An 18310-nucleotide genomic window follows, 5' to 3' on the forward strand; every position below is an offset into this window, starting at 1 on the left:
GCCGTGGCCCTTCTAGAACTGACCGACCTGCGCACCGAGATCCGGCTCAAGCGCTCGGTGGTGCACGCACTGGACGGGGTCAGCCTGCGCGTCGATGCCGGGCAGACCCTCGGCATCGTCGGCGAGTCGGGGTGCGGCAAGACCATGACCGCCATGTCGATCATGCAACTGCTGCCCAACGGCGGTGACGTGGTCGGCGGCCAGGTGCTGCTGGACGGGCGCGACCTGCTGAAACTGGACGACGCGGCGATGGACCACGTCCGGGGCAACGAGATCGGCATGATCTTCCAGGATCCGGCCACCTCGCTGAACCCGACCATGACCATCGGCAAGCAGATCTCCGAGTCGGTGCGGATCCACCGCCACGCCTCCCGCAAGGAGGCGCACGAACGCGCCGTGGAGGCGCTCTCGCTGGTGGGGATGCCCAGTCCCGCGCAGCGCGCGCTCGCCTATCCGCACGAGCTCTCCGGCGGGATGCGCCAGCGCGCCATGATCGCGATGGCGCTGGCCAACGAGCCCAAGCTGCTGATCGCCGACGAGCCGACCACGGCGCTGGACGTCACCATCCAGAAGCAGATCCTGGAGCTGATCGACCAGTTGAAGCACCGGCTGGGCATGGCCGTCATCCTGGTCACCCACGACCTCGGGGTGATCGCGGGCCGGGCCGACCAGATCGCGGTGATGTACGCGGGCAAGGTGGTGGAGACCGCCGACACCGAGACGCTCTACGCCAACCCGCGCCACCCGTACACCGAGGCGCTGTTCGCCTCGCTGCCGGAGCGCGGCGCGGAGTCCGGGGAACGGCTGTACTCGATCCCCGGCCTGCCGCCGGACCTGACCCGGCCGCCGGCCGGCTGCCGGTTCGCCCCGCGCTGCCGCTACGCCACCGAGGAGTGCCGCAGCACCGAGCCGCCGCTCGGCGGCGAGGTGCCCGCACACCGCTTCGCCTGCTTCCATCCGGTCGGCGCGCCGGAGAGCGGCGAGGCCGCCGCGCTGCCGCGGGAGGCGGTGGCGCAGGCCACCGAGCGGACCAGGACGGTGCGAGAACTCGACGGTGCCGAGGGCGAGCCGCTGCTGCGGGTGGCCAACCTGGTCAAGGAGTACCCGATCACCTCGGGCCTGCTGCTGCGACGGGCGGTGGGCGCGGTCAGCGCGGTGGCGGACGTTTCGCTGACGGTGCGTCACGGCGAGACGGTGGGCGTGGTCGGCGAGTCCGGCTGCGGCAAGACCACCCTCGGCAAGCTCATCGTCGGCCTGGAGGCGCCCACCAGCGGCCAGTTGCTCTTCGACGGCAAGGACCTGACCCGGGCCGCGCGCCCGGAACGCCGCCGGCTGCGCCGCGAACTGCAGTTGATGTTCCAGGACTCGTACGCGGCGATGAACCCGCGGATGACCGTGCGCACGATCATGCGCGAGCCGCTGGACATCCACCGGGTCGGCAGCCACAGCGAGCGGGACAAGCGGCTGCGCGAGATCCTCGACGTGGTCGGCCTGCCGTCCAGCGCGCTGGAGCGCTACCCGCACGAGTTCTCCGGCGGGCAGCGCCAACGCATCGGGCTGGCCCGGGCGCTGGTGCTGCAGCCGCGGCTGATCGTGGCCGACGAGCCGGTCTCGGCGCTGGACGTCTCGATCCAGTCCCAGGTGCTCAACCTGATGAGCGACCTGCGCGGCGAGTTCGGGCTGTCCTACCTGTTCATCTCGCACGACCTGTCGGTGGTGCGGTACCTGGCCGACCGGATCGGCGTGATGTACCTGGGCAAACTGGTGGAGGTCGGCCCGGCGGAGTCGGTCTACTCCTCCCCCGTGCACCACTACACCCGCGGTCTGCTGGACACCGTCCCGGTGGCCGACCCGGTGCTGGAGAAGGCCAAGAGCAGCCAGGGCGTGGCCGGCGAGCTGCCGTCCGCGATCGACCCGCCGTCCGGCTGCCGGTTCCGCACCCGCTGCGCGGCGGCGCAGGACCTGTGCGCGAGCACCGAGCCGCCGCTGGTGGCCTTCGGTGCGGGCGACCACCTGGCCGCCTGCCACTTCCCGCTGCGCGAGCCGGCAGCGGCCGCACCTGCGGCGGCCGGGGCGGCCTGACGCACGCGCCCCGGGGGTCCGGTGCGGTCGGCGGGTTGCCGACCGCACCGGACCGGCGCGTTCCGGGCCCTGCGCCGGCCGGGGCCGGAGAACCGCCGACCCCGCGGACGCACCGTCAGGGCTTGAGCGCCACCGCGGCGTAGACCGAGGACTCGACGTCGCTGGCCGCCGCCACCTCGGGGGTGCCCGGACGCCAGCGCTGGGTGGGCACCACACCGGGCGCCACCAGGTCCCAGCCGCTGAAGAACCGGGTGAACTCCTGCTCGCTGCGCGACTGCAGCGGAGTGCCGGCCGCCTGGTAGATCTCCACCAGGCGGGCGATCTCGGTGGGCGCGAAGTCCGAGGTCACATGGGTCATCGTGAGCGTGCTGCCGGGGACGAGCACACTCTTGAAGTGCTCGACGATCTCGTAGGTCCCCAGCTCGTCGGGCACGAAGTGCAGCAGCGCGTTGAGGCTCAGCCCGATCGGCCGGGAGAAGTCGAGCACCTCGCGCAGCTCGGCCGAGTCGAGCAACGTGGCCGGATCGGTCACATCGGCCTGGAGGTAAGCGGTGCGCCCCTCGGGCGTGCCGACCAGCAGCGCCTTGGCGTGCGCGAGCACGATCGGGTCGTTGTCGGCATAGACGACCGTGGCCCCCGGGTTCACCTGCTGGGCGACCTCGTGCAGGTTGGGCGAGGTGGGGATACCGGTGCCGACGTCGAGGAACTGGTCGATTCCGGCCTCGGCCAGCGCGCGGGTGGAGCGGTGCATGAAGGCGCGGTTGATCCGGGCCGTGGTCTCGATCCACGGCATGACCGCCTTGGCCTTGCCCGCGGCCTCCCGGTCGGCCGCGAAGTTGGTGACCCCGCCGAGGAAGTAGTCGTACATCCGGGCCGAGTGCGCCCGGTGCAGTTCCAGGTTGACCCCGTCGTAGTCGGTCATCGGCTTCCCCCCAGGTGAGCGCGGACGGACGTTCCGTCATGATCCGATCATCATGGTTCCCGGGACCGAGCGCCGCAACCATCAGGACCGAGGGCCCCAAGGATGCTTGTGCCAAAAGCATATGACAATATGTCAGAGTGGGATGTCCGACCAGTTCTCGGACTGTAGGACTGTCTGAGCATCACAAACTGTTCTTGTCTTGCACCAGAGCGTGTCCATTCTGGTTCCATAGGTCCGCGAGGGTATGACCGAGGCTTCCCGCAGCGGCCCGGCCGCGCCGACGACCGACAAAGGCAGGACCCATGACGTTCGACAGGGGCGGCCAGACCGCTGGACGCCAGGGAGGGCAGGCGGTGGACAGCACCGGCAAGGACGCGGCCAGTGCCCGGCTGCGTCTGTCCTACCAGGTCTTCTGCGAGATCCACGGGCGGGCCTGGCTCGCCTTCGCCCGCACCAGGATCGGCAACCGCGCGGACGCCGAGCTGGTGGTCACGGCGATGCGCACGGACCTCGCCGAGCAGTGGTCGCACGCGCTGCGCCACCCGCTGCCGGCCGCCTACGCCTGGCGGCTGCTCAAGTCCCATCTGCACTCCTGGTCCTGGGACGAGGACGCGCTGGCCGTCGAGGCCACCACCTTCGCGGCGGTGATCGGCGGGTTCAAGGAGCTGGCGGGCGACAGCCTGCGGACCGAGGAGGACCAGATCGGGCTCTACAGCTCGATCCTGGCGCTGCCCGACCGCCAGCGCGACGCGGTGATCCTGCGCTACGTCCTGGACCTGGACGACCAGGAGATCGCCGCCTATCTCGACCGGCCGGTGGAGACCGTCCGCTCGAGCCTGCGGCACGCCCGCGAGCGCCTGGCGCGCCGGCTGGGGATCGCCGACCTGCCGGATCGCAGGGCCGAGCGATGAGCGGCCCGCACCGGAGTCCGGGCGAACCCCAGGCGCTGGAGAGCTGGCTGGGCCTGGACCCGGCCGAGCCGCCCGAGCCCGCGGCGCCGGACCGGGGCGCACGGCCCGGCGCGGACGCGGCGGCGAGCGCCGGCCCGCTGGTGGTGCCGGCTCCACCGCGCCCGTACGACGAGCGGATCGCCACCGCCCGCGAGGCCCGCCTGACCGCGGCCCCGGTCAACCTGCACTCCGAGCACGAGCAGGCCCGGTTCGAGCTCGGCCTGGTGGTCGCGCTGGTGCTGGACGCACCGGAGGCGGCCAGCGGCCTGGACCTGCTGGTCAACAGTCAGCAGATCCAGCCCGAGGGCGCCGAGGTGTTCGCCGCGCTGCTGTACGCCACCGGCCGGATCGACGGGGCCGAGTTCTGGTGGCGCTTCGCCGCCGGCTCCGGCAGCCGGATCTCCGCCTACTGCCTGCACCTGCACCACCTGCACCTGGGCGAGCTGAGCGACGCCGACTACTGGCAGGCCTGGTCCCGCGACCTGGCCGAGCGCGCGGAGCTGGCCGAGGCCTCCCCGCCGCCGCGGCCGCTGCGCTCCAGCCAGCCGCTGCTGCCGGACGCCGTGCGCCGCGACATCCTGGCCCGCTGCCACCGCGGCCTGGCGCCCCAGCTGCCTCCGGCCCTGGCCGCCGTGATCGAACAACTCCCGGTCAAGATGGACGAGTTCGACCTCCGCGAGATCCCGCAGCCCGACTCGCTCGGCCCCGGGACGCTGACCCCCGACCCGCCGGCGGCGGCGGAGCACCGCCCTGGCCGGGCCAGGCCATAGGGCGTGCTGGACAGGCCCGAGGGCCTGTGGCCGGAGCGGGCTCAGTCGAAGGGCGGCGACATCGCCCGGTTCAGCCCCAGGTTGCTCACCAGCAGCCCGCCGTCCACCGGCAGCGTCACCCCGGTGATCCAGGAGGCGTCCGCCGAGGCCAGGAAGGTCACGGCCGCCGCGATGTCCTCGGGCCGGCCGACGCGTCCCAGCGGGTACTGGGTCGCGGCGCGTTGCAGCACCCCGGGGCGGTCGTCCCAGACGCTGGTGCCGACGGTGCCGGGCTCGACCAGGTTGACCCGCACCCCGCGCGGCGCGCAGTCCACCGCGAGCGTGCGGGTCAGCGAGGCGAGCGCGGCCTTGGCGGCGCTGTAGGCGTGCACCCCGAACCAGCGCTCGGCGTTCACCGAGCCGATGTTGACGATCGCGCCGCGCCCGCCGGCCGCCACCAGGCTGGGCAGCGCGGCCCGCACACAGCGGTAGGCGCCGTGCAGGGTGATCTCGAAGTCCTGGTACCAGGGCGCGTCCTGGTGGTCCTCGAAGAGCTCCGGATCCGGGTGGCAGGCATAGGCGTTGTTGACCAGCACGTCCAGGCCGCCGAAGGCCCGCACGGCCCGGTCCACCGCCGCCGTCACCGCCGCGCCGTCACCGACGTCGCAGCCCGCCGCCTCGGCCGCGCCGCCGTCCTGCCGGATCGCCCGGGCCACCCGCTCGGCCCGCGCCGGGTCGAGGTCCGTGACCAGCACCCCGGCACCCTGCGCGGCGAAGCGCCGGGCGATCGCCGCGCCGATGCCCTGCCCGGCGCCGGTGACCAGCACGCCATAACCGTCGAATCCCGCCATGGCGCAACGATAGGCGCAACCGTGCCACCAGCACCACGAGTTGCACCGAACCCGGGCACCGAACCCCGAACGGGGAACGGGCGCGGCCGAGCCCCCGGCGAGCGGCGGCTCAGCTCTCGGCGAGCAGCGCGGTGCGCAGCCGGGCCAGGATCCGGTTGAGCAGCCGCGACACGTGCATCTGCGAGATGCCCAGCTCGCGCCCGATCTCGGCCTGGGTGAGCTCGGTGCCGAAGCGCAGCGACAGGATGGTGCGGTCGCGCTCGGGCAGCGCGGCGATCAGCGGCTTGAGCGCCTCCAGGCAGAGCACCGTCTCGAAGGCGCGCTCCTCCACGGCCAGCCGCTCGCCCAGCGGGCACCCGTCCACCGACCCGTCGGCACCGGCCGGCGCGTCCAGCGAGCTGGTGCTCTGCGCCTGGGAGGCGGTCAGGCCCTCCCGCACCTCCTCCTCCGTCAGATCGAGATGGGCGGCCAGCTCGGCCGCGGTCGGCACCCGGTCCAGCAGCTGCTCCATCGCGTCCGAGGCCTTGGCCAGCGTCAGCCGCAGCTCCTGCAGCCGGCGCGGCACGTGCACCATCCAGCCGGTGTCCCGGAAGAAGCGCTTCATCTCGCCGCTGATGGTGGGCAGCGCGAAGGTGGAGAACTCCACCTCGTACGCCGGGTCGAAGCGGTCGATCGCCTTGATCAGGCCGATCGTGCCGACCTGCAGGATGTCGGCCACCGGCTCCCTGCGGTGGGAGAACCGGCCGGCCGCGAACCTGACCAGCGCCATGTTCAGCTCGATCAGGGTGCCGCGCACGTAGGAGTACTCGGCGGTGCCCTCCTCCGCCGCGCGCAGCCGGTCGAAGAGCACCTTCGACAGCGCCCGCGCGTCGGCCGGGCAGACCCGCGCCAGGTCTTCGGTGTCGATCCCGAGGTCGGCCGCGAGCCTGGTCAGGTCCGCCGGGCCGGTCACGGCCGCCGCGGGCGCGGGGTCGCTCGGCCGGGCGCCCTCGCGCTGGGCAGTGGTCGAAGGGCCGGACACGATGGTCGGCATGCTCTCTCTCCTCTGCTGGAAGTCGCTCGCTGCTGGCAACAGGGGGTCGGGTGCCCCGGTTCGGCGAGGCCAGACCTCATTGCTCCGAACTTCTCCGATGTTCCACCAATACGACACACTTCCCTCACATCCCACCCGAGGACTTCACGGAGCAGGCGCCTGGCTCGCCGACCGGGCTACTGTTGCCTACCCCGTGCGGGACCACACCCGTATGGTCTAAGCAGTGCGTCGCGCGGCCGGCTCCAGCACGGCGGTGGCCCCGGCGAAGGCCCGACGAAGGAGCACCATGCGCAACAGCGTCCCCGCCCAGGGCGGGGCCGGCACACCGCCCCACGGGCGGCAGCCGGCAGCACGGCTCACCGCCGAGGTGCGGGCCACGGACGGCGCCGTGGTCGTCGCCCCGGTCGGCGAACTCGACTTCGACAGCGCCGGCCTGCTGCACGAGCGGCTGCGCGAGGCCATCGGTGCCGCGACCGAACGCGTGGTGGTGGACTGCCACGGCCTGTCCTTCTGCGACTCCACCGGCCTGAACCTCCTGCTCACCACCCGCATCGAGGCCCAGCAGGCCAACCTCACCCTGGTCCTGGCCGACCTGCAGGCCACCGTCGCCCGGGTCTTCGAGCTCACCGGCACCGACGCGGTCTTCGACATCCGCCCCGACGTCCCCGCGGCCGTCCGCGGATGACCGTCCGCCGGCCGTGCCGCCACGCTCGCACCGGGCACCGGAGCACCAGGTGTCCGGTGAGTTCCAGCGGGCACACGAGACAGCGAGTGTCGACCACCGCCACTTCACCAGGCCGCCGAAGTGAGGACAGATGAGCGCCAGTGAGTTCCGGACCAGCGACCGGACCGCGCCGCCCGGTCTGCCCACGCTGCCCGGCCTGCCCGCCTCCGGGCAGATCCGCCGGCTGACCCTGGCCGGTACCCAGGGCACGGTCGGGCGGTGCCGCGACCACACCCGCCAGGCCCTGAACGACTGGGGCCTGCTGCCCACCGAGGACCCGGACCAGCAGGCCAGAGCGGACGACCTGCTGCTGGTGGTCTCCGAACTGGTCACCAACGCCTGCCAGCACACCGGCGGCGCGGACCAGCTGGTGCTGCGCGCGAGCGCCCGCACCATCCGCATCGAGGTCTTCGACGCGGTCGCCGCCCCACCGGTCCCCCGCCTGCCGCACACCCCCGGGCGGCCCGGCGGCCACGGGCTGCACACGGTCGCCCTGCTCGCCAGCCGCTGGGGCCACACCCCGCGCACCGACGGGCCCGGCAAGGCGGTCTGGGCCGAGATCGACCTGCCGGCCGGCTGAGGGCCGCCGGCGGGCAGGCGCTTCCCGCGCGCGCCGCGCCTGCCCGTCGGCAGCCCTCAGCGGTGCCAGCCGGCGCTCGTGCCCAGCAGCACGAGCAGCGCGCAGACCCCCAGGTTGGTCACGGGGTGGCCGACCAGGACGGCGACGAACTCGCGCAGCGTCGCGCTCGGCCAGTAGTACGGCGCGGTCGGCGCGCCGAGCACCTGGCCGCGCACCCCGGCGCGGCGGGTGATCACCGCCGCGCGCAGCACGTGGAAGCTGCTGGTGACGACGGCACAGCGGTAGCCGGGCCGCTCGGCCTCCATCAGGGCCCGGCTGAACTCCAGGTTCTGCTCGGTGCTGACCGAACGGCCCTCGCGCCTGATCCGCTCGGCGGGCAGCCCGCGACCGATCAGGTAGTCGGCCATCGCGTCGGCCTCGGAGCGGGACTCGTCGGAGCCCTTGCCGCCGGAGACCAGCAGCAGCGGCGCCGAGCCGCGCCCCGCCTGTGCCTGGTAGAGGGCGAGCCCGCGCTCCAGCCGGGCCGCGAGCAGCGGCGGCACCCGCGAGCCGTCGACCAGCCCGGCGCCCAGCACCACCACGAAGTCCACCGGGCGCCGGCGGATCAGGCGGCTGTAGAGGAGCGCGTAGCCGACGAAGCAGAGCAGCAGGAAGCCGAAGTAGCCGGCGAGCAGGAGCAGCACCACCGCCAGCATCCGCAGCGGACGGCTGTCCAGGTGCACGGCGGCCAGCAGCAGGCCCAGCAGCGCGAAGATGCCCAGGCCCGCCAGCCCGGAGAGCAGGTTGGGCAGCCGCCCGCCCTCCCGGCGGACCATGGTGACCCCGTTGGCCACCAGCAGGATCGCGGTCGCCAGCACGCTGAGCCCGACCAGCGTGGGCAGCACCGCCAGCACCACGTGCGCCGCCCGGAGCGGGAACCGGCTCAGCTCGCCGAGCAGGCCCAGCGCCAGGCAGCACAGGGCCAGGCCGAGCAGCACGCCGTTGCCGAACCGCCTGCGGTCTCGGCGGGTCCGGACGACGAACGCGGCGCCCAGCAGGGCGGCCAGCAGATAGGCGAGCATGGCAAGGATCCTAGGGAACGAGCCCGGCGCAGCAACGGCTCTGTTCCGAAACCGGCTCGGTCCTGGGACGAGATCCCGACCTCCGCCGCCCGCCCGTGACGCCGCCCGGATGCGCGCCGGGGGGCAGCGGCAGCGCCTCGCGACACGCCCGGCATGGAGCGCGTGATTCCGGGCAGACGCGACTCTGGAGACAACACGAACCACCGTTCGCCGCAGGAGGCCGGGCATGCCAGAGACCGTGGAGTTCCTCACCTCGGGGGAGCTGACCGGCCCACTTCCACGCCGCCTGCGGGTCGTCCTGCGCTACCGGGCCGACGACCCGTACGCCGTCCACCTCTGCTTCCCGAGCGGCGCCCGGTTCGACGAGGAGCCGGGCGCGGGCAGCGGCCTGTCCTGGACGGTGGGCCGGGAGCTGCTGGCGGAGGGCAGCCACACCCCGGCGGGGCTCGGGGACCTGCGGTTGCGGCCGCTGCCGTCGGCGGGCACCGTGCGCCTGACCTTCCACTCGGCGGAGGGCTTCGCGGCCTTCCACCTGGAGGCGTCCGACCTGCAGGACTTCCTGGCGGCGAGCTACCGGCTGGTGCCGCCGGGCACCGAGAGCGAGCGGCTGTGCTGGCCCGAAACGGCCGAGGAGTTCGCCAACCGCCTGTTCTGAACCGGTCTCCGCAGGAGCCCGGGTGGACGCGCCGCTCCGGCGGACCCGCGAGACCATGGAATGCGATACGCGCGAGGAGGTCGAGCAGTGTTCGAGCCCGAGGACATCAGAGAGTGGCGCGGCCACGACGTGGTCGACGTCGAGGGCCGCCGGATCGGCCAGCTGGAGGCCGTCTACGTGGACACCCTCAGCGACCAGCCCGCCTTCGCCACCGTCGTGGTCGGCATGCCGACCCGGCGACGGCTGACCTTCGTGCCGCTGGCCGGCGCGAGCGTGGGGCCGGGCTACCTGAAGGTCCGCTACCCGCGTGACCAGGTCAAGGACGCGCCGTCGATCGGCACCGACGACGTGCTGCCGGCCGAGGACGAGGCGGCGGTCTTCGCCCACTACGAGCTGGCCTACGACACCGCCCCGGGCGGTGCGCGGCGGCTGGGCCGTCCCTGACTCCCTGGCTGACGCCCGCTCAGGCGTTCAGCCAGGCGAAGGTCTCCCGGTAGAAGGCGGCCACCGGCTCCGGCCGGTCGTCGCCGTAGAGGTCGTCCGCGATCCGGTAGCCGCGGCGGCCGAGCAGGTGGCCGAGCAGCCGGTAGGCGGGCCGCAGCCCGCTCAGCTCCGCCGGGTCCACCACCAGCCGGGCGCCGGGGTGGCTGGGCAGCAGCGTGTCCCGCTCGTAGACCGGGTCGAAGGACTCGATCAGCCACCGCCCCTCGTGCCGCGCCACGCGGTAGACCAGCCTGGCGTAGGAGGTGAGGTCCACCTCGACGCCGTCCAGCTCGGCCCGCAGCTCGATCGCCGCCGGCAGCTCCACCACCGCCCGCGCGCCGTGCACGTCGACGACCGGCGGGCCGAGGCGGTGGGCGGCCAGGTCGCCGCTCGCCACCATCTGCTCGGAGGCGGTGACGAAGTCCGCCGCACTGCCGCGGAACCAGCTCAGTCGCACCGTGGCCGTGGGCGCGAAGCAGGCGCGCATCTGCTCCCACCAGCCGCGGTCGCGCGCCTGGCGCTCGTGCAGGACCAGCTGGGTCACCTCGACGACGTCGTTCATGGGTGCGTCCTCTCTCCACTGTCTCGGTTCCGGCATTCTGTGGGACGGATCGGGGCCGCCGCGGCGTTCAACGCTGACCGGTGCCCGGTCCGCCGACCCGTCGGCCGATCGGCTCGCCGGGCGTGCGCCCGCCTGGCCGGCGCGCTTTGATCAGGAGGTTGCGCCAGTCCGGCGCGACCGAGGCGCTCGGCAGCGGACGAGGTGGTCCCGGCATGGCATCAGCGGTCGCCCGTGAAGGACGGATGGCTCGGCTCGGCCGCTTCTGCTACCGCCGCCGTCGGCTCGTGCTGCTGCTCTGGGTGGTCGGTACCGTCCTGCTGCTGCTCGTCGGCTTCGGTTTCAAGGCCCCCGCCGACAACAACTTCACCGGTGGGAGGTCGCCGTCCGCGCAGGCCCAGAACCTGATCAAGCTGCACTTCCCCGAGCGCCAGGGCAGCGGTCTGACGCTGGCGGTCCAGGCCCCGGCGGGCGTCGCGGCCCCGGCGGTGCGCGACCGGGTGGACGCCCTGCTGACCCAGCTGTCCGGCGCCCCGCACCTCACCACGGTGCACTCGCCGTACAGCAGCCCGGGGCAGATCTCGGCGGACGGCACGATCGCCTTCGCGACGCTGCAGTCCGCCGTCACCCCGCTGCCGGCGAGCGAGGTCGGCCACCTCGTCGACCAGGTGAAGGCGGCCGGCGGCACCGGCGTCACCTTCGCGCTCGGCGGCGCCGACGTGGTGGCGGCCGAGACTCCCTACGGCGGTGCGTCGGACGCGATCGGCGGCCTTGCCGCGATGGTGGTCATCCTCGTCGCGTTCGGCTCACTGCTGGCGACGGGTCTGACGATGCTCGCCGCGCTGTTCGGCATCGGCACCGGGCTGGCCCTCATCTTCCTGCTCGGCCACCTGTTCCCCGCGCCGTCGTTCAGTCCGATCGTCTCCACGCTGCTGGGCCTGGGCGTGGGCATCGACTACGCGCTGTTCATCGTCACCCGCTACCGCGAGGGCCTGGCCGACGGGCTGACACCCGAGGACGCGGTGGTGGTGGCGATCGCGCGGGCCGGGCGCTCGGTGCTCTTCGCCGGGGCCACCGTGGTGATCGCGATGCTCGGGCTCTTCGTGGTGCAGCAGAAGCTGCTCAACGCCACCGCCGTGGCGGCCTCGGTCACGGTGCTGATGACGATGGTCGCCGCGATCACCCTGCTCCCCGCGCTGCTCGGCTTCGCCGGGCGCGGCATCGACCGGTTCAAGCTGCCCTACTTCGGGCGGACCGGCTCGCGCAGCCCGATGGCCGAGCGGTGGGCCCGGGTGATCCAGCGCCGCCCGGTGACCGGCCTGGTGGCGGGCGCCGCGCTGATGATCGTGCTCGCCGTGCCCGCCTTCTCGATGCGGCTGAGCTTCGAGGACAACAGCACCGAGCCGCACGACACCAGCGGCTACGCCTCCTACCGGATCCTCAGCGAGGGCTTCGGGCCGGGCTTCGACGCGCCTTTCGTCATCGTCGCCGCCCTGCCCGCCGCGCCCCCGCCGGGCGCACCGGGCGGCGGCGCGCAGCTGGACCCGGTGGTCGCCGCCGTCGCCCGCACGCCCGGGGTCGCGGCGGTCACGCCCCCGCAGACCAGCCAGGACGGCATGGCCGCGCTCTTCATCGCCTACCCGACCACCGCCCACCAGAACGCGGCCACCCCGAAGCTGCTCGACCGGCTGCGCGGCCAGGTGATCCCCGACGCCGTCCGGGGCACCGGGCTGGTGGTGCACATCGGCGGTCCCACCGCGGGCGACACCGACTTCGCCGCCGAGGTGTCGGCCCGGCTGCCCTGGCTGATCGCGACCGTGATCGGGCTGGCGCTGGTCCTGCTGCTGGTGCTGGTCCGCTCGGTGGCGATCGCGCTGAAGGCGGCGGTGATGACGCTGCTGTCGGTGGGCGCGGCCTTCGGCGTGCTGGTCGCCATCGTCCAGTGGGGCTGGCTCGGCGGCCTGCTCGGGTTCCCGACCACGGCGCCCATCACGGCCTGGGTGCCGCTGTTCATCTTCCCGATCCTGTTCGGGCTCTCCACCGACTACGAGGTCTTCCTGGTCTCCCGGATCCGCGAGGAGTACGACGCCGGCGCGCCGACCAGGGAGGCGGTGGCCCAGGGCCTGGGCCGCACCGCCCGGGTGATCACCGCCGCCGCCGCGATCATGGTGACCGTCTTCCTCTCGGTGCTCGCCACACCCGACATCGCCGTCAAGGAGTTCGGCCTGGGTCTGGCGGTCGCGGTCTTCCTGGACGCCACGGTGGTCCGGATGGTGCTGGTGCCCGCGATCATGGAGCTGCTGGGCAACCTCAACTGGTGGCTGCCCCGCCCGCTCGCCCGCCTGCTGCCGCAGATCGCCTGATGATCCGTCAGTTCCGCATCATGGTGCCGACGATGCCGCCGAGGCCGACCCCCTCGGCACCGGCGGTGGCGGCGTCACGGGCCAGGTAGGGCTCCAGCGCGTGGGCCAGGTTGGACAGCGGCATGCTCTGCAGCCAGATCTGGCCCGGTCCGGTCAGTGCCACCAGGTGGTAGCCGTCGCCGCCGAAGATCTTGTTGGCGATGCCCGGCACCCGGGTGATGCTGAACTGCACCGACTCCTCGAACATCCCGACGTGCCCGGGGTGGACCAGCATCGTCTGGCCGGGCCCCAGGGTGTACTGGGTGAGCTCACCGGAGAGCTCCACCCAGGCCCGCCCCTGCCCCTGCAGGCGCTGGAGCACGAAGCCCTCGCCGCCCCACAGGCCGCCCCGGAAGGACTGCTGGAGGGCGACGGTGGGGCTGACCCCGGGGGTGCCGCAGACCCAGCCGTGCCGGTGCACCAGCATGGTGCGCCCCGGCGCGATGTCCACCGGCACGATGTGCCCCGGCACCTTGGCCGCGAAGGCCACCAGGGCCGGGCCGCCGTGCGCCTGGTACTGCGTCAGGAAGATGCCACCGCCGCCGACCGCGCGCTTGAGCGTGTTCATCAGGCCGCCGCGCCCGCCACCGGCGTTGGTGGTCTGCGACATCTGCATGTTCGCCGACATCCACGACAGCTCGCCGTGGGCGGAGACCAGGCTCTCGCCCGCCTCCAGTTCGACCTCCAGCACCGGCATGGTGCTGCCCTTGACTACCGCCCGCATCCCGAGCCCCTCCCCCTGCCGGGCGGCGCTGCCGCCCGGCGTACCGCCGAAGGCGGTCCGACGCCACCTCGCCCCTGGACGCTACCGCCGCCGCCCGGGGCCGGCCAAGGCCGGGCGCACGGTTGGGACGGGACCGGGACCGGCCGGTGACACGCCACCGGCCGCCCGCCGCGGTGAGGGCGACCCGGCCGGGGGCGTACGCCGCTGCGACCGGTCGTGCGGCCGGCCCGTAGAGCGGCCCCGCGGCGTAACCACAAGATCCGCGCCCCCTTCCGGTTTCCGTTCGGCGCACGGTACTTCTGGAGGCGGGCGCCCGACCGCGGGTGCCCGCCGACGGGAGAGGTCGAGAGCATGGGGACGGAACAGCTGACGGAGGGCTGGCGGGTCGACGAGCGGTGCACCAACTGCGACGTCGCGCGGCAGTTGGCCCCGGGCCTGATCGGCGAGGCCGAGGGCCGCTCGGTGGTGCTGCGCCAGCCGCGCGACCAGGTCGAGCGGGAGGCCCTGCACAGCGCCGCGCACGCCTGCCCCACCCGGTCGATCCGCCCGCCCGAGGGGCGGCTGGACCCGGTCCTGGACCCGTTCCCGCTGGCGCTGGACGCGGGCGTGCGCTTGTGCGGCCACAACTCGCCGCGCACCGCCGGGGCCAACTCCTACCTGCTGGCCCGCCCCGACGGCAGCGCGATGATGGTGGACACGCCGCGGTGGAGCGCCGCGCTGGCCGCCCGCTACCAGGCGCTCGGCCGCGTCACCGACGTGCTGCTCACCCACCGCGACCACGCCGCGCACGGCCGCCGCTACGCCGACGAGTTCGGCGCCCGGCTGTGGATCCACGAGGGCGACCTCGCCGCCGCGCCCGACGCCGACCAGGTGCTGCGCGGCACCGAGCCGACCGAGATCGCCACCGGGGTGACGGCCTTCCCGCTGCCGGGCCACACCGAGGGCAGCGTCCTCTACCTCGCGGACGACCGGTACTGCTTCAGCGGCGACAGCTTCTACTGGTCCCGGACCACCGGGGACCTCGAAGTCGCCGACAGCGTCACCTGGTACTCCATCCGCGAACTGGCCGCCTCGCTGGCCCGCACCGCGCCCAGGCTGCGCTTCGAGTGGCTGCTGCCCGGCCACGGCGACCGGCGGCAGCTGCCCGCCGACAAGATGGCCGAGCGGCTGCGCAGCCTGGCCGAACGGACCGGGCAACTCCGGCCCAGGCCCGTCGACTTCACCGCCGTGCGCTGGTAGCCGCCGGGGCGCACCGGGGGTCTTGGTGCCGCGCCGGGGCGCGTGTAGTGTCCGCCTCCAGTCGATCAGCGCCGCCAGGCCCTGTCTGAAGGAGGCACCACCCGGTGGACTACGCCGAGTACCGGACACACGACGCGGTGGGCCTGGCCGAGCTGGTGGCGGCGGGCGAGGTGTCGCCCACCGAGCTGCTCGACCTGGCGATCGCGCGGGCCGAGGCCGTCAACGGCCGGCTGAACGCCATCGTCACCCCGATGTACGAGCTCGCCCGGGCCCGCGCCGCGCAGCCGCTGACCGGGCCGTTCGCGGGTGTGCCGTTCCTGCTCAAGGACCTCCAGCAGGACTACGCCGGGCTGCCCACCGGCAGTGGCTGCCGGGCGCTGGCGCACCGGGTCGCCGCCGAGCACAGCACCGTGGTCAGCCGCTGGCTGGAGGCCGGCCTGGTGGTCTTCGGCAAGACCAACACCCCCGAGTTCGGCGCCAAGGGCGTCACCGAGCCGGAGGCCAACGGCCCCACCCGCAACCCCTGGGACCTCGGCCGCACCCCCGGCGGCTCCTCCGGCGGCTCGGCGGCCGCGGTCGCCGCGGGCGTCGTGCCGGTGGCGGGCGCCAGCGACGGCGGCGGCTCGATCCGGATACCCGCCGCCTGTTGCGGGCTCTTCGGCCTCAAGCCGGGCCGTGGCCTGGTCCCGGCCGGCCCGCTGTCCGCCGAACACCTGGACGGCGCGGCGACCAACGGGGTGATCTCGCGCAGCGTGCGCGACACCGCGGCGATGCTCGACGTCCTCACCGGCACGCCCGACCCCGGCGGCCCCTACCTCGCCGCCCGCCCGGAGCTGCCGTACGCCGAACTCGCCCGGCGCGAACCGGGACGGCTGCGGATCGGCTTCAGCACCCGCTCCCCGCTCGGCACCCCGGTGCACCCGCAGGCGGTGGCCGCCGTCGAGGACGCCGCCGCGCTGCTCGCCGGACTCGGCCACGAGGTCGAGCCCGCCGAGACCGGCATCGACGAACACCGCATGGCCCTGGACTTCCTGAGCATGTGGTGCGTCCAGACCGCCCACGCGGTGGCCGAGACCCGGCGCATCACCGGTGCCGGTCCGGAGGGCTTCGAGCTGGACACCCTCCTGCTGGCCGCCGCGGGCCGGGCCCAGCGGGCCTGCGACCACCACGGCACCCGCCAGCGCTGGAACACCTACAACCGCGCGCTGGCCGCCTTCCACCAGCGCTACGACCTGCTGCTCACCCCGACGCTGGCCCGCCCGGCGGTGCGGATCGGCGAGCTGGACACCCCGCGCCCGGTCCGCGCGGTGGCCCGGGTCCTGCTGCGGCTGGGCCTGCTGGGCACCCTGTCGGGGACGAAGGCCTGGGAGCGCGCCGTCGTGGCCAACCTCTCGGCCACCCCGTACACCCAACTGGCCAACCTCACCGGCCGCCCCGCGATGAGCGTCCCCACCCACCGCACCCCGGACGGGCTGCCGCTGGGCGTGCAGTTCGTCGGCCCGCTGGGCGGCGAGGGCACCCTGCTCGCCCTCGCCGCCCAGCTGGAGACCGCCCGCCCTTGGGCCCAACTGGCGCCCCCGCTCTAGAACTTCGACCATCCCGCCCGGCCGAGGAGCGGCCGGGCGGTGGTCAGCGGGAACGGATCAGCACTGGCTGTAGCCGAAGTTGCCGCCCCAGTTGGTCAGGTTGTCGCCCGACATCCAGCCCGTGGTGTTGGTGCCCGCGATCCGCCCGTAGTACCAGACGTTGTCGTAGTCGTTGGTGGCGTAGCACCAGATCCACAGCTCGGTGCCCGAGCTCACCGAGGCCACGTTCCCGCAGCTCGCGTACGGGCCGACCTTGAGGTTGTAGGTGCCGGTCAGGTAGGCGTAGGTGCCGGGGTCGGTGTGGCTGGTCGACCAGCCGCTGCAGCTGATCGCGGGCTTCAGCACCGACGGCGCCGCCGCGCTCGCACCGGTGGCCCCGGCGAGGCCGGCCACGCCCCCGAAGAGCACCGCCGAGGTCAGGACCGCAGCGACCCTGCGTCCGATCTGCATCTGATTCTCCATCAGTTCGGCGTCCGTGATGGACGCTTGGAAGGACAGTGCGCCGTGCGCACGCCAACATGCCAGCAGCCCCGCCGTCCGGTCTTGGAGAAATCCGCTAACGGCTCTCCGGCCGAGCGGAGTTCGCCGGGCGGCCGCGCAGCAGTACGCTGGTGGCCCGGCCCGGCAGGCGGTCCACCGGACGCTCGGGCATGGCACGCAGCTGGCGCAGACCGGCCGGCGTGCAGCCCGTCATCGCCTTGAACTCCCGTGCGTAGTGGGCCTGGTCGTAGAAGCCGCAGGCGACCGCGATCCGGGCCGGTGGGCAGCCGGCCTCCAGGAGGCGCAGCGAGTGTCGCAGTCGCAGCAACCGGGCGGCCCGCTTGGGCGAGAGGCCGATCTGCTCGCGGAAGCGCAGCTCCAGGTGGCGCTCGCTCCACCCCACCGCCGCTCCCAGACCGCCGACACACCCGTCACCGCCCGACCGGACCACCTGCCGCCAGGCGTGCACCACCTGCTCCGCGGCGGGCCGGCCGCACGCGACGCGCTCCAGCAGGAACGCGTCCACCAGGGCGAACCGGTCCGACCAGCGCGGCGTCCCGGCCAACCGCTCGGCCAGCAACGCCCCCTGGCGCCCCAGCAGATCGCGCACCGGCACCGCGACGCCGTGCAGCTCGTGCAGGCCGACGCCGAGCACGGTGTAGGCCAGCCAGGGCTCCAGCAGCACCTCGATCCCGCACAGCCGCCCGTCGTGCTCGGCCACCGTCGGCTCGGTCTGCAGACCGGCGAAGAGCGAGTCGAGACGGGTCCAGCCGGCCTGCGGGTCGCCCGTCAGCGAGCGCCCGACCCGGCCGAGCCGCAGCGAACCGCCGAACTCGAGGAGCAGGGTGACCAGTCCGCTGGGCATCTCGAGCCGGCGCTGCGGCCGGTGCAGGGCGAGCCGGTAGCCGCGGTAGCCCGCCACGCCGGAGCCGGGGGCGCCCGCGGGCGCGGCCCGGACCAGCTCCCAGCTCCCCTCAGGGCCGGTGCCGACCCGCAGGTCGATGGTCCGCACCCCGCCCCGGCCTGCTGCGGCGTCGAACTCCAGCCGGTCGTACACCTGTTGTGCCATTCAGTCTCCCCCCGAACGACTCGACCCGGCCACCGTAACCCGCAGCGGGGCGCCGCGCAGCCGGTCGAGAACCGGCCAACTCCCCACCCGCCATGGGGCTCCAGCCGACCCGCCCGGCCGCAGAAGCGCCACGCCGGGGCGTTGCGGTCGGGAAAACGGCG

18 protein-coding genes are annotated in these 18310 nt (G+C 73.8%); 10 read left to right on the forward strand and 8 right to left on the reverse strand.

Annotated features, from left to right (window positions below; all coding sequences use genetic code 11):
* The first annotated feature begins 3 nt into the window (after window positions 1-3).
* Window positions 4-2082 carry an ABC transporter ATP-binding protein gene (locus OG294_RS05650; protein WP_327065290.1) on the forward strand — a complete coding sequence of 693 codons (2079 nt, stop codon included), beginning with the start codon at window positions 4-6 and terminating at the stop codon, window positions 2080-2082.
* Between the two features lie 115 nt (window positions 2083-2197).
* On the opposite strand, the gene OG294_RS05655 is transcribed toward OG294_RS05650, so the two are convergent.
* Window positions 2198-3004: an SAM-dependent methyltransferase gene (locus OG294_RS05655; RefSeq protein ID WP_327065291.1), complete on the reverse strand. Its 807-nt coding sequence runs from the start codon at window positions 3002-3004 to the stop codon at window positions 2198-2200.
* A gap of 302 nt (window positions 3005-3306) precedes the next feature.
* Here OG294_RS05655 and OG294_RS05660 point away from each other — a divergent pair, with 302 nt between their 5' ends.
* Entirely contained in the window at window positions 3307-3915 is a 609-nt protein-coding gene (locus OG294_RS05660; RefSeq protein WP_327065292.1) for an RNA polymerase sigma factor, read from the forward strand.
* On the forward strand, window positions 3912-4724 hold the full coding sequence (locus OG294_RS05665) for a glycoprotein (protein WP_327065293.1): 813 nt from the start codon (window positions 3912-3914) through the stop codon (window positions 4722-4724). Before OG294_RS05660 ends, OG294_RS05665 begins: the two co-directional genes overlap by 4 nt.
* 41 nt (window positions 4725-4765) lie before the next feature.
* Here the strand turns inward: OG294_RS05665 and OG294_RS05670 are convergent, their stop codons facing one another.
* Complete coding sequence (locus OG294_RS05670) at window positions 4766-5554, reverse strand: SDR family NAD(P)-dependent oxidoreductase (RefSeq protein ID WP_327065294.1); 789 nt, start codon at window positions 5552-5554, stop codon at window positions 4766-4768.
* Window positions 5555-5663: 109 nt separating this feature from the next.
* The gene (locus OG294_RS05675; protein WP_327065295.1) at window positions 5664-6587 is read right to left on the reverse strand and encodes a SigB/SigF/SigG family RNA polymerase sigma factor; all 924 of its coding nucleotides are present in this window, start codon (window positions 6585-6587) and stop codon (window positions 5664-5666) included.
* A gap of 286 nt (window positions 6588-6873) precedes the next feature.
* On the opposite strand from OG294_RS05675, the gene OG294_RS05680 reads away from it, so the two are divergent.
* Window positions 6874-7272, forward strand: a complete 399-nt coding sequence (locus OG294_RS05680) for an STAS domain-containing protein (protein ID WP_327065296.1) — start codon at window positions 6874-6876, stop codon at window positions 7270-7272.
* Between the two features lie 130 nt (window positions 7273-7402).
* Window positions 7403-7891, forward strand: a complete 489-nt coding sequence (locus OG294_RS05685) for an ATP-binding protein (RefSeq protein ID WP_327065297.1) — start codon at window positions 7403-7405, stop codon at window positions 7889-7891.
* A gap of 56 nt (window positions 7892-7947) precedes the next feature.
* On the opposite strand, the gene OG294_RS05690 is transcribed toward OG294_RS05685, so the two are convergent.
* On the reverse strand, window positions 7948-8952 hold the full coding sequence (locus OG294_RS05690) for a YdcF family protein (RefSeq protein WP_327065298.1): 1005 nt from the start codon (window positions 8950-8952) through the stop codon (window positions 7948-7950).
* Window positions 8953-9178: 226 nt separating this feature from the next.
* Here OG294_RS05690 and OG294_RS05695 point away from each other — a divergent pair, with 226 nt between their 5' ends.
* Together OG294_RS05695 and OG294_RS05700 are read left to right on the forward strand one after the other, a co-directional pair.
* The gene (locus OG294_RS05695; protein WP_327065299.1) at window positions 9179-9607 is read left to right on the forward strand and encodes an SsgA family sporulation/cell division regulator; all 429 of its coding nucleotides are present in this window, start codon (window positions 9179-9181) and stop codon (window positions 9605-9607) included.
* An 87-nt stretch (window positions 9608-9694) separates the two neighbouring features.
* Entirely contained in the window at window positions 9695-10051 is a 357-nt protein-coding gene (locus OG294_RS05700; protein ID WP_327065300.1) for a PRC-barrel domain-containing protein, read from the forward strand.
* A 19-nt stretch (window positions 10052-10070) separates the two neighbouring features.
* Here the strand turns inward: OG294_RS05700 and OG294_RS05705 are convergent, their stop codons facing one another.
* Window positions 10071-10652, reverse strand: a complete 582-nt coding sequence (locus tag OG294_RS05705) for a nuclear transport factor 2 family protein (protein ID WP_327065301.1) — start codon at window positions 10650-10652, stop codon at window positions 10071-10073.
* A 212-nt stretch (window positions 10653-10864) separates the two neighbouring features.
* Here OG294_RS05705 and OG294_RS05710 point away from each other — a divergent pair, with 212 nt between their 5' ends.
* Window positions 10865-13012, forward strand: a complete 2148-nt coding sequence (locus OG294_RS05710) for an MMPL family transporter (RefSeq protein ID WP_327065302.1) — start codon at window positions 10865-10867, stop codon at window positions 13010-13012.
* Between the two features lie 7 nt (window positions 13013-13019).
* On the opposite strand, the gene OG294_RS05715 is transcribed toward OG294_RS05710, so the two are convergent.
* Complete coding sequence (locus tag OG294_RS05715; RefSeq protein ID WP_327065303.1) at window positions 13020-13775, reverse strand: AIM24 family protein; 756 nt, start codon at window positions 13773-13775, stop codon at window positions 13020-13022.
* A gap of 351 nt (window positions 13776-14126) precedes the next feature.
* On the opposite strand from OG294_RS05715, the gene OG294_RS05720 reads away from it, so the two are divergent.
* Complete coding sequence (locus OG294_RS05720; RefSeq protein WP_327065304.1) at window positions 14127-15014, forward strand: MBL fold metallo-hydrolase; 888 nt, start codon at window positions 14127-14129, stop codon at window positions 15012-15014.
* 104 nt (window positions 15015-15118) lie between these two features.
* Complete coding sequence (locus OG294_RS05725) at window positions 15119-16600, forward strand: amidase (RefSeq protein ID WP_327065305.1); 1482 nt, start codon at window positions 15119-15121, stop codon at window positions 16598-16600.
* A 57-nt stretch (window positions 16601-16657) separates the two neighbouring features.
* On the opposite strand, the gene OG294_RS05730 is transcribed toward OG294_RS05725, so the two are convergent.
* Complete coding sequence (locus OG294_RS05730; RefSeq protein ID WP_327065306.1) at window positions 16658-17050, reverse strand: hypothetical protein; 393 nt, start codon at window positions 17048-17050, stop codon at window positions 16658-16660.
* Between the two features lie 106 nt (window positions 17051-17156).
* A complete protein-coding gene (locus OG294_RS05735) occupies window positions 17157-18149 on the reverse strand; it encodes a helix-turn-helix domain-containing protein (protein ID WP_442789111.1) in 993 nt (330 codons plus the stop codon).
* Between the last annotated feature and the right edge of the window lie 161 nt (window positions 18150-18310).

The sequence above is a fragment of the Kitasatospora sp. NBC_01302 genome, from assembly GCF_035976515.1.
In the GTDB taxonomy this organism is placed as follows: Bacteria; Actinomycetota; Actinomycetes; order Streptomycetales; family Streptomycetaceae; genus Kitasatospora.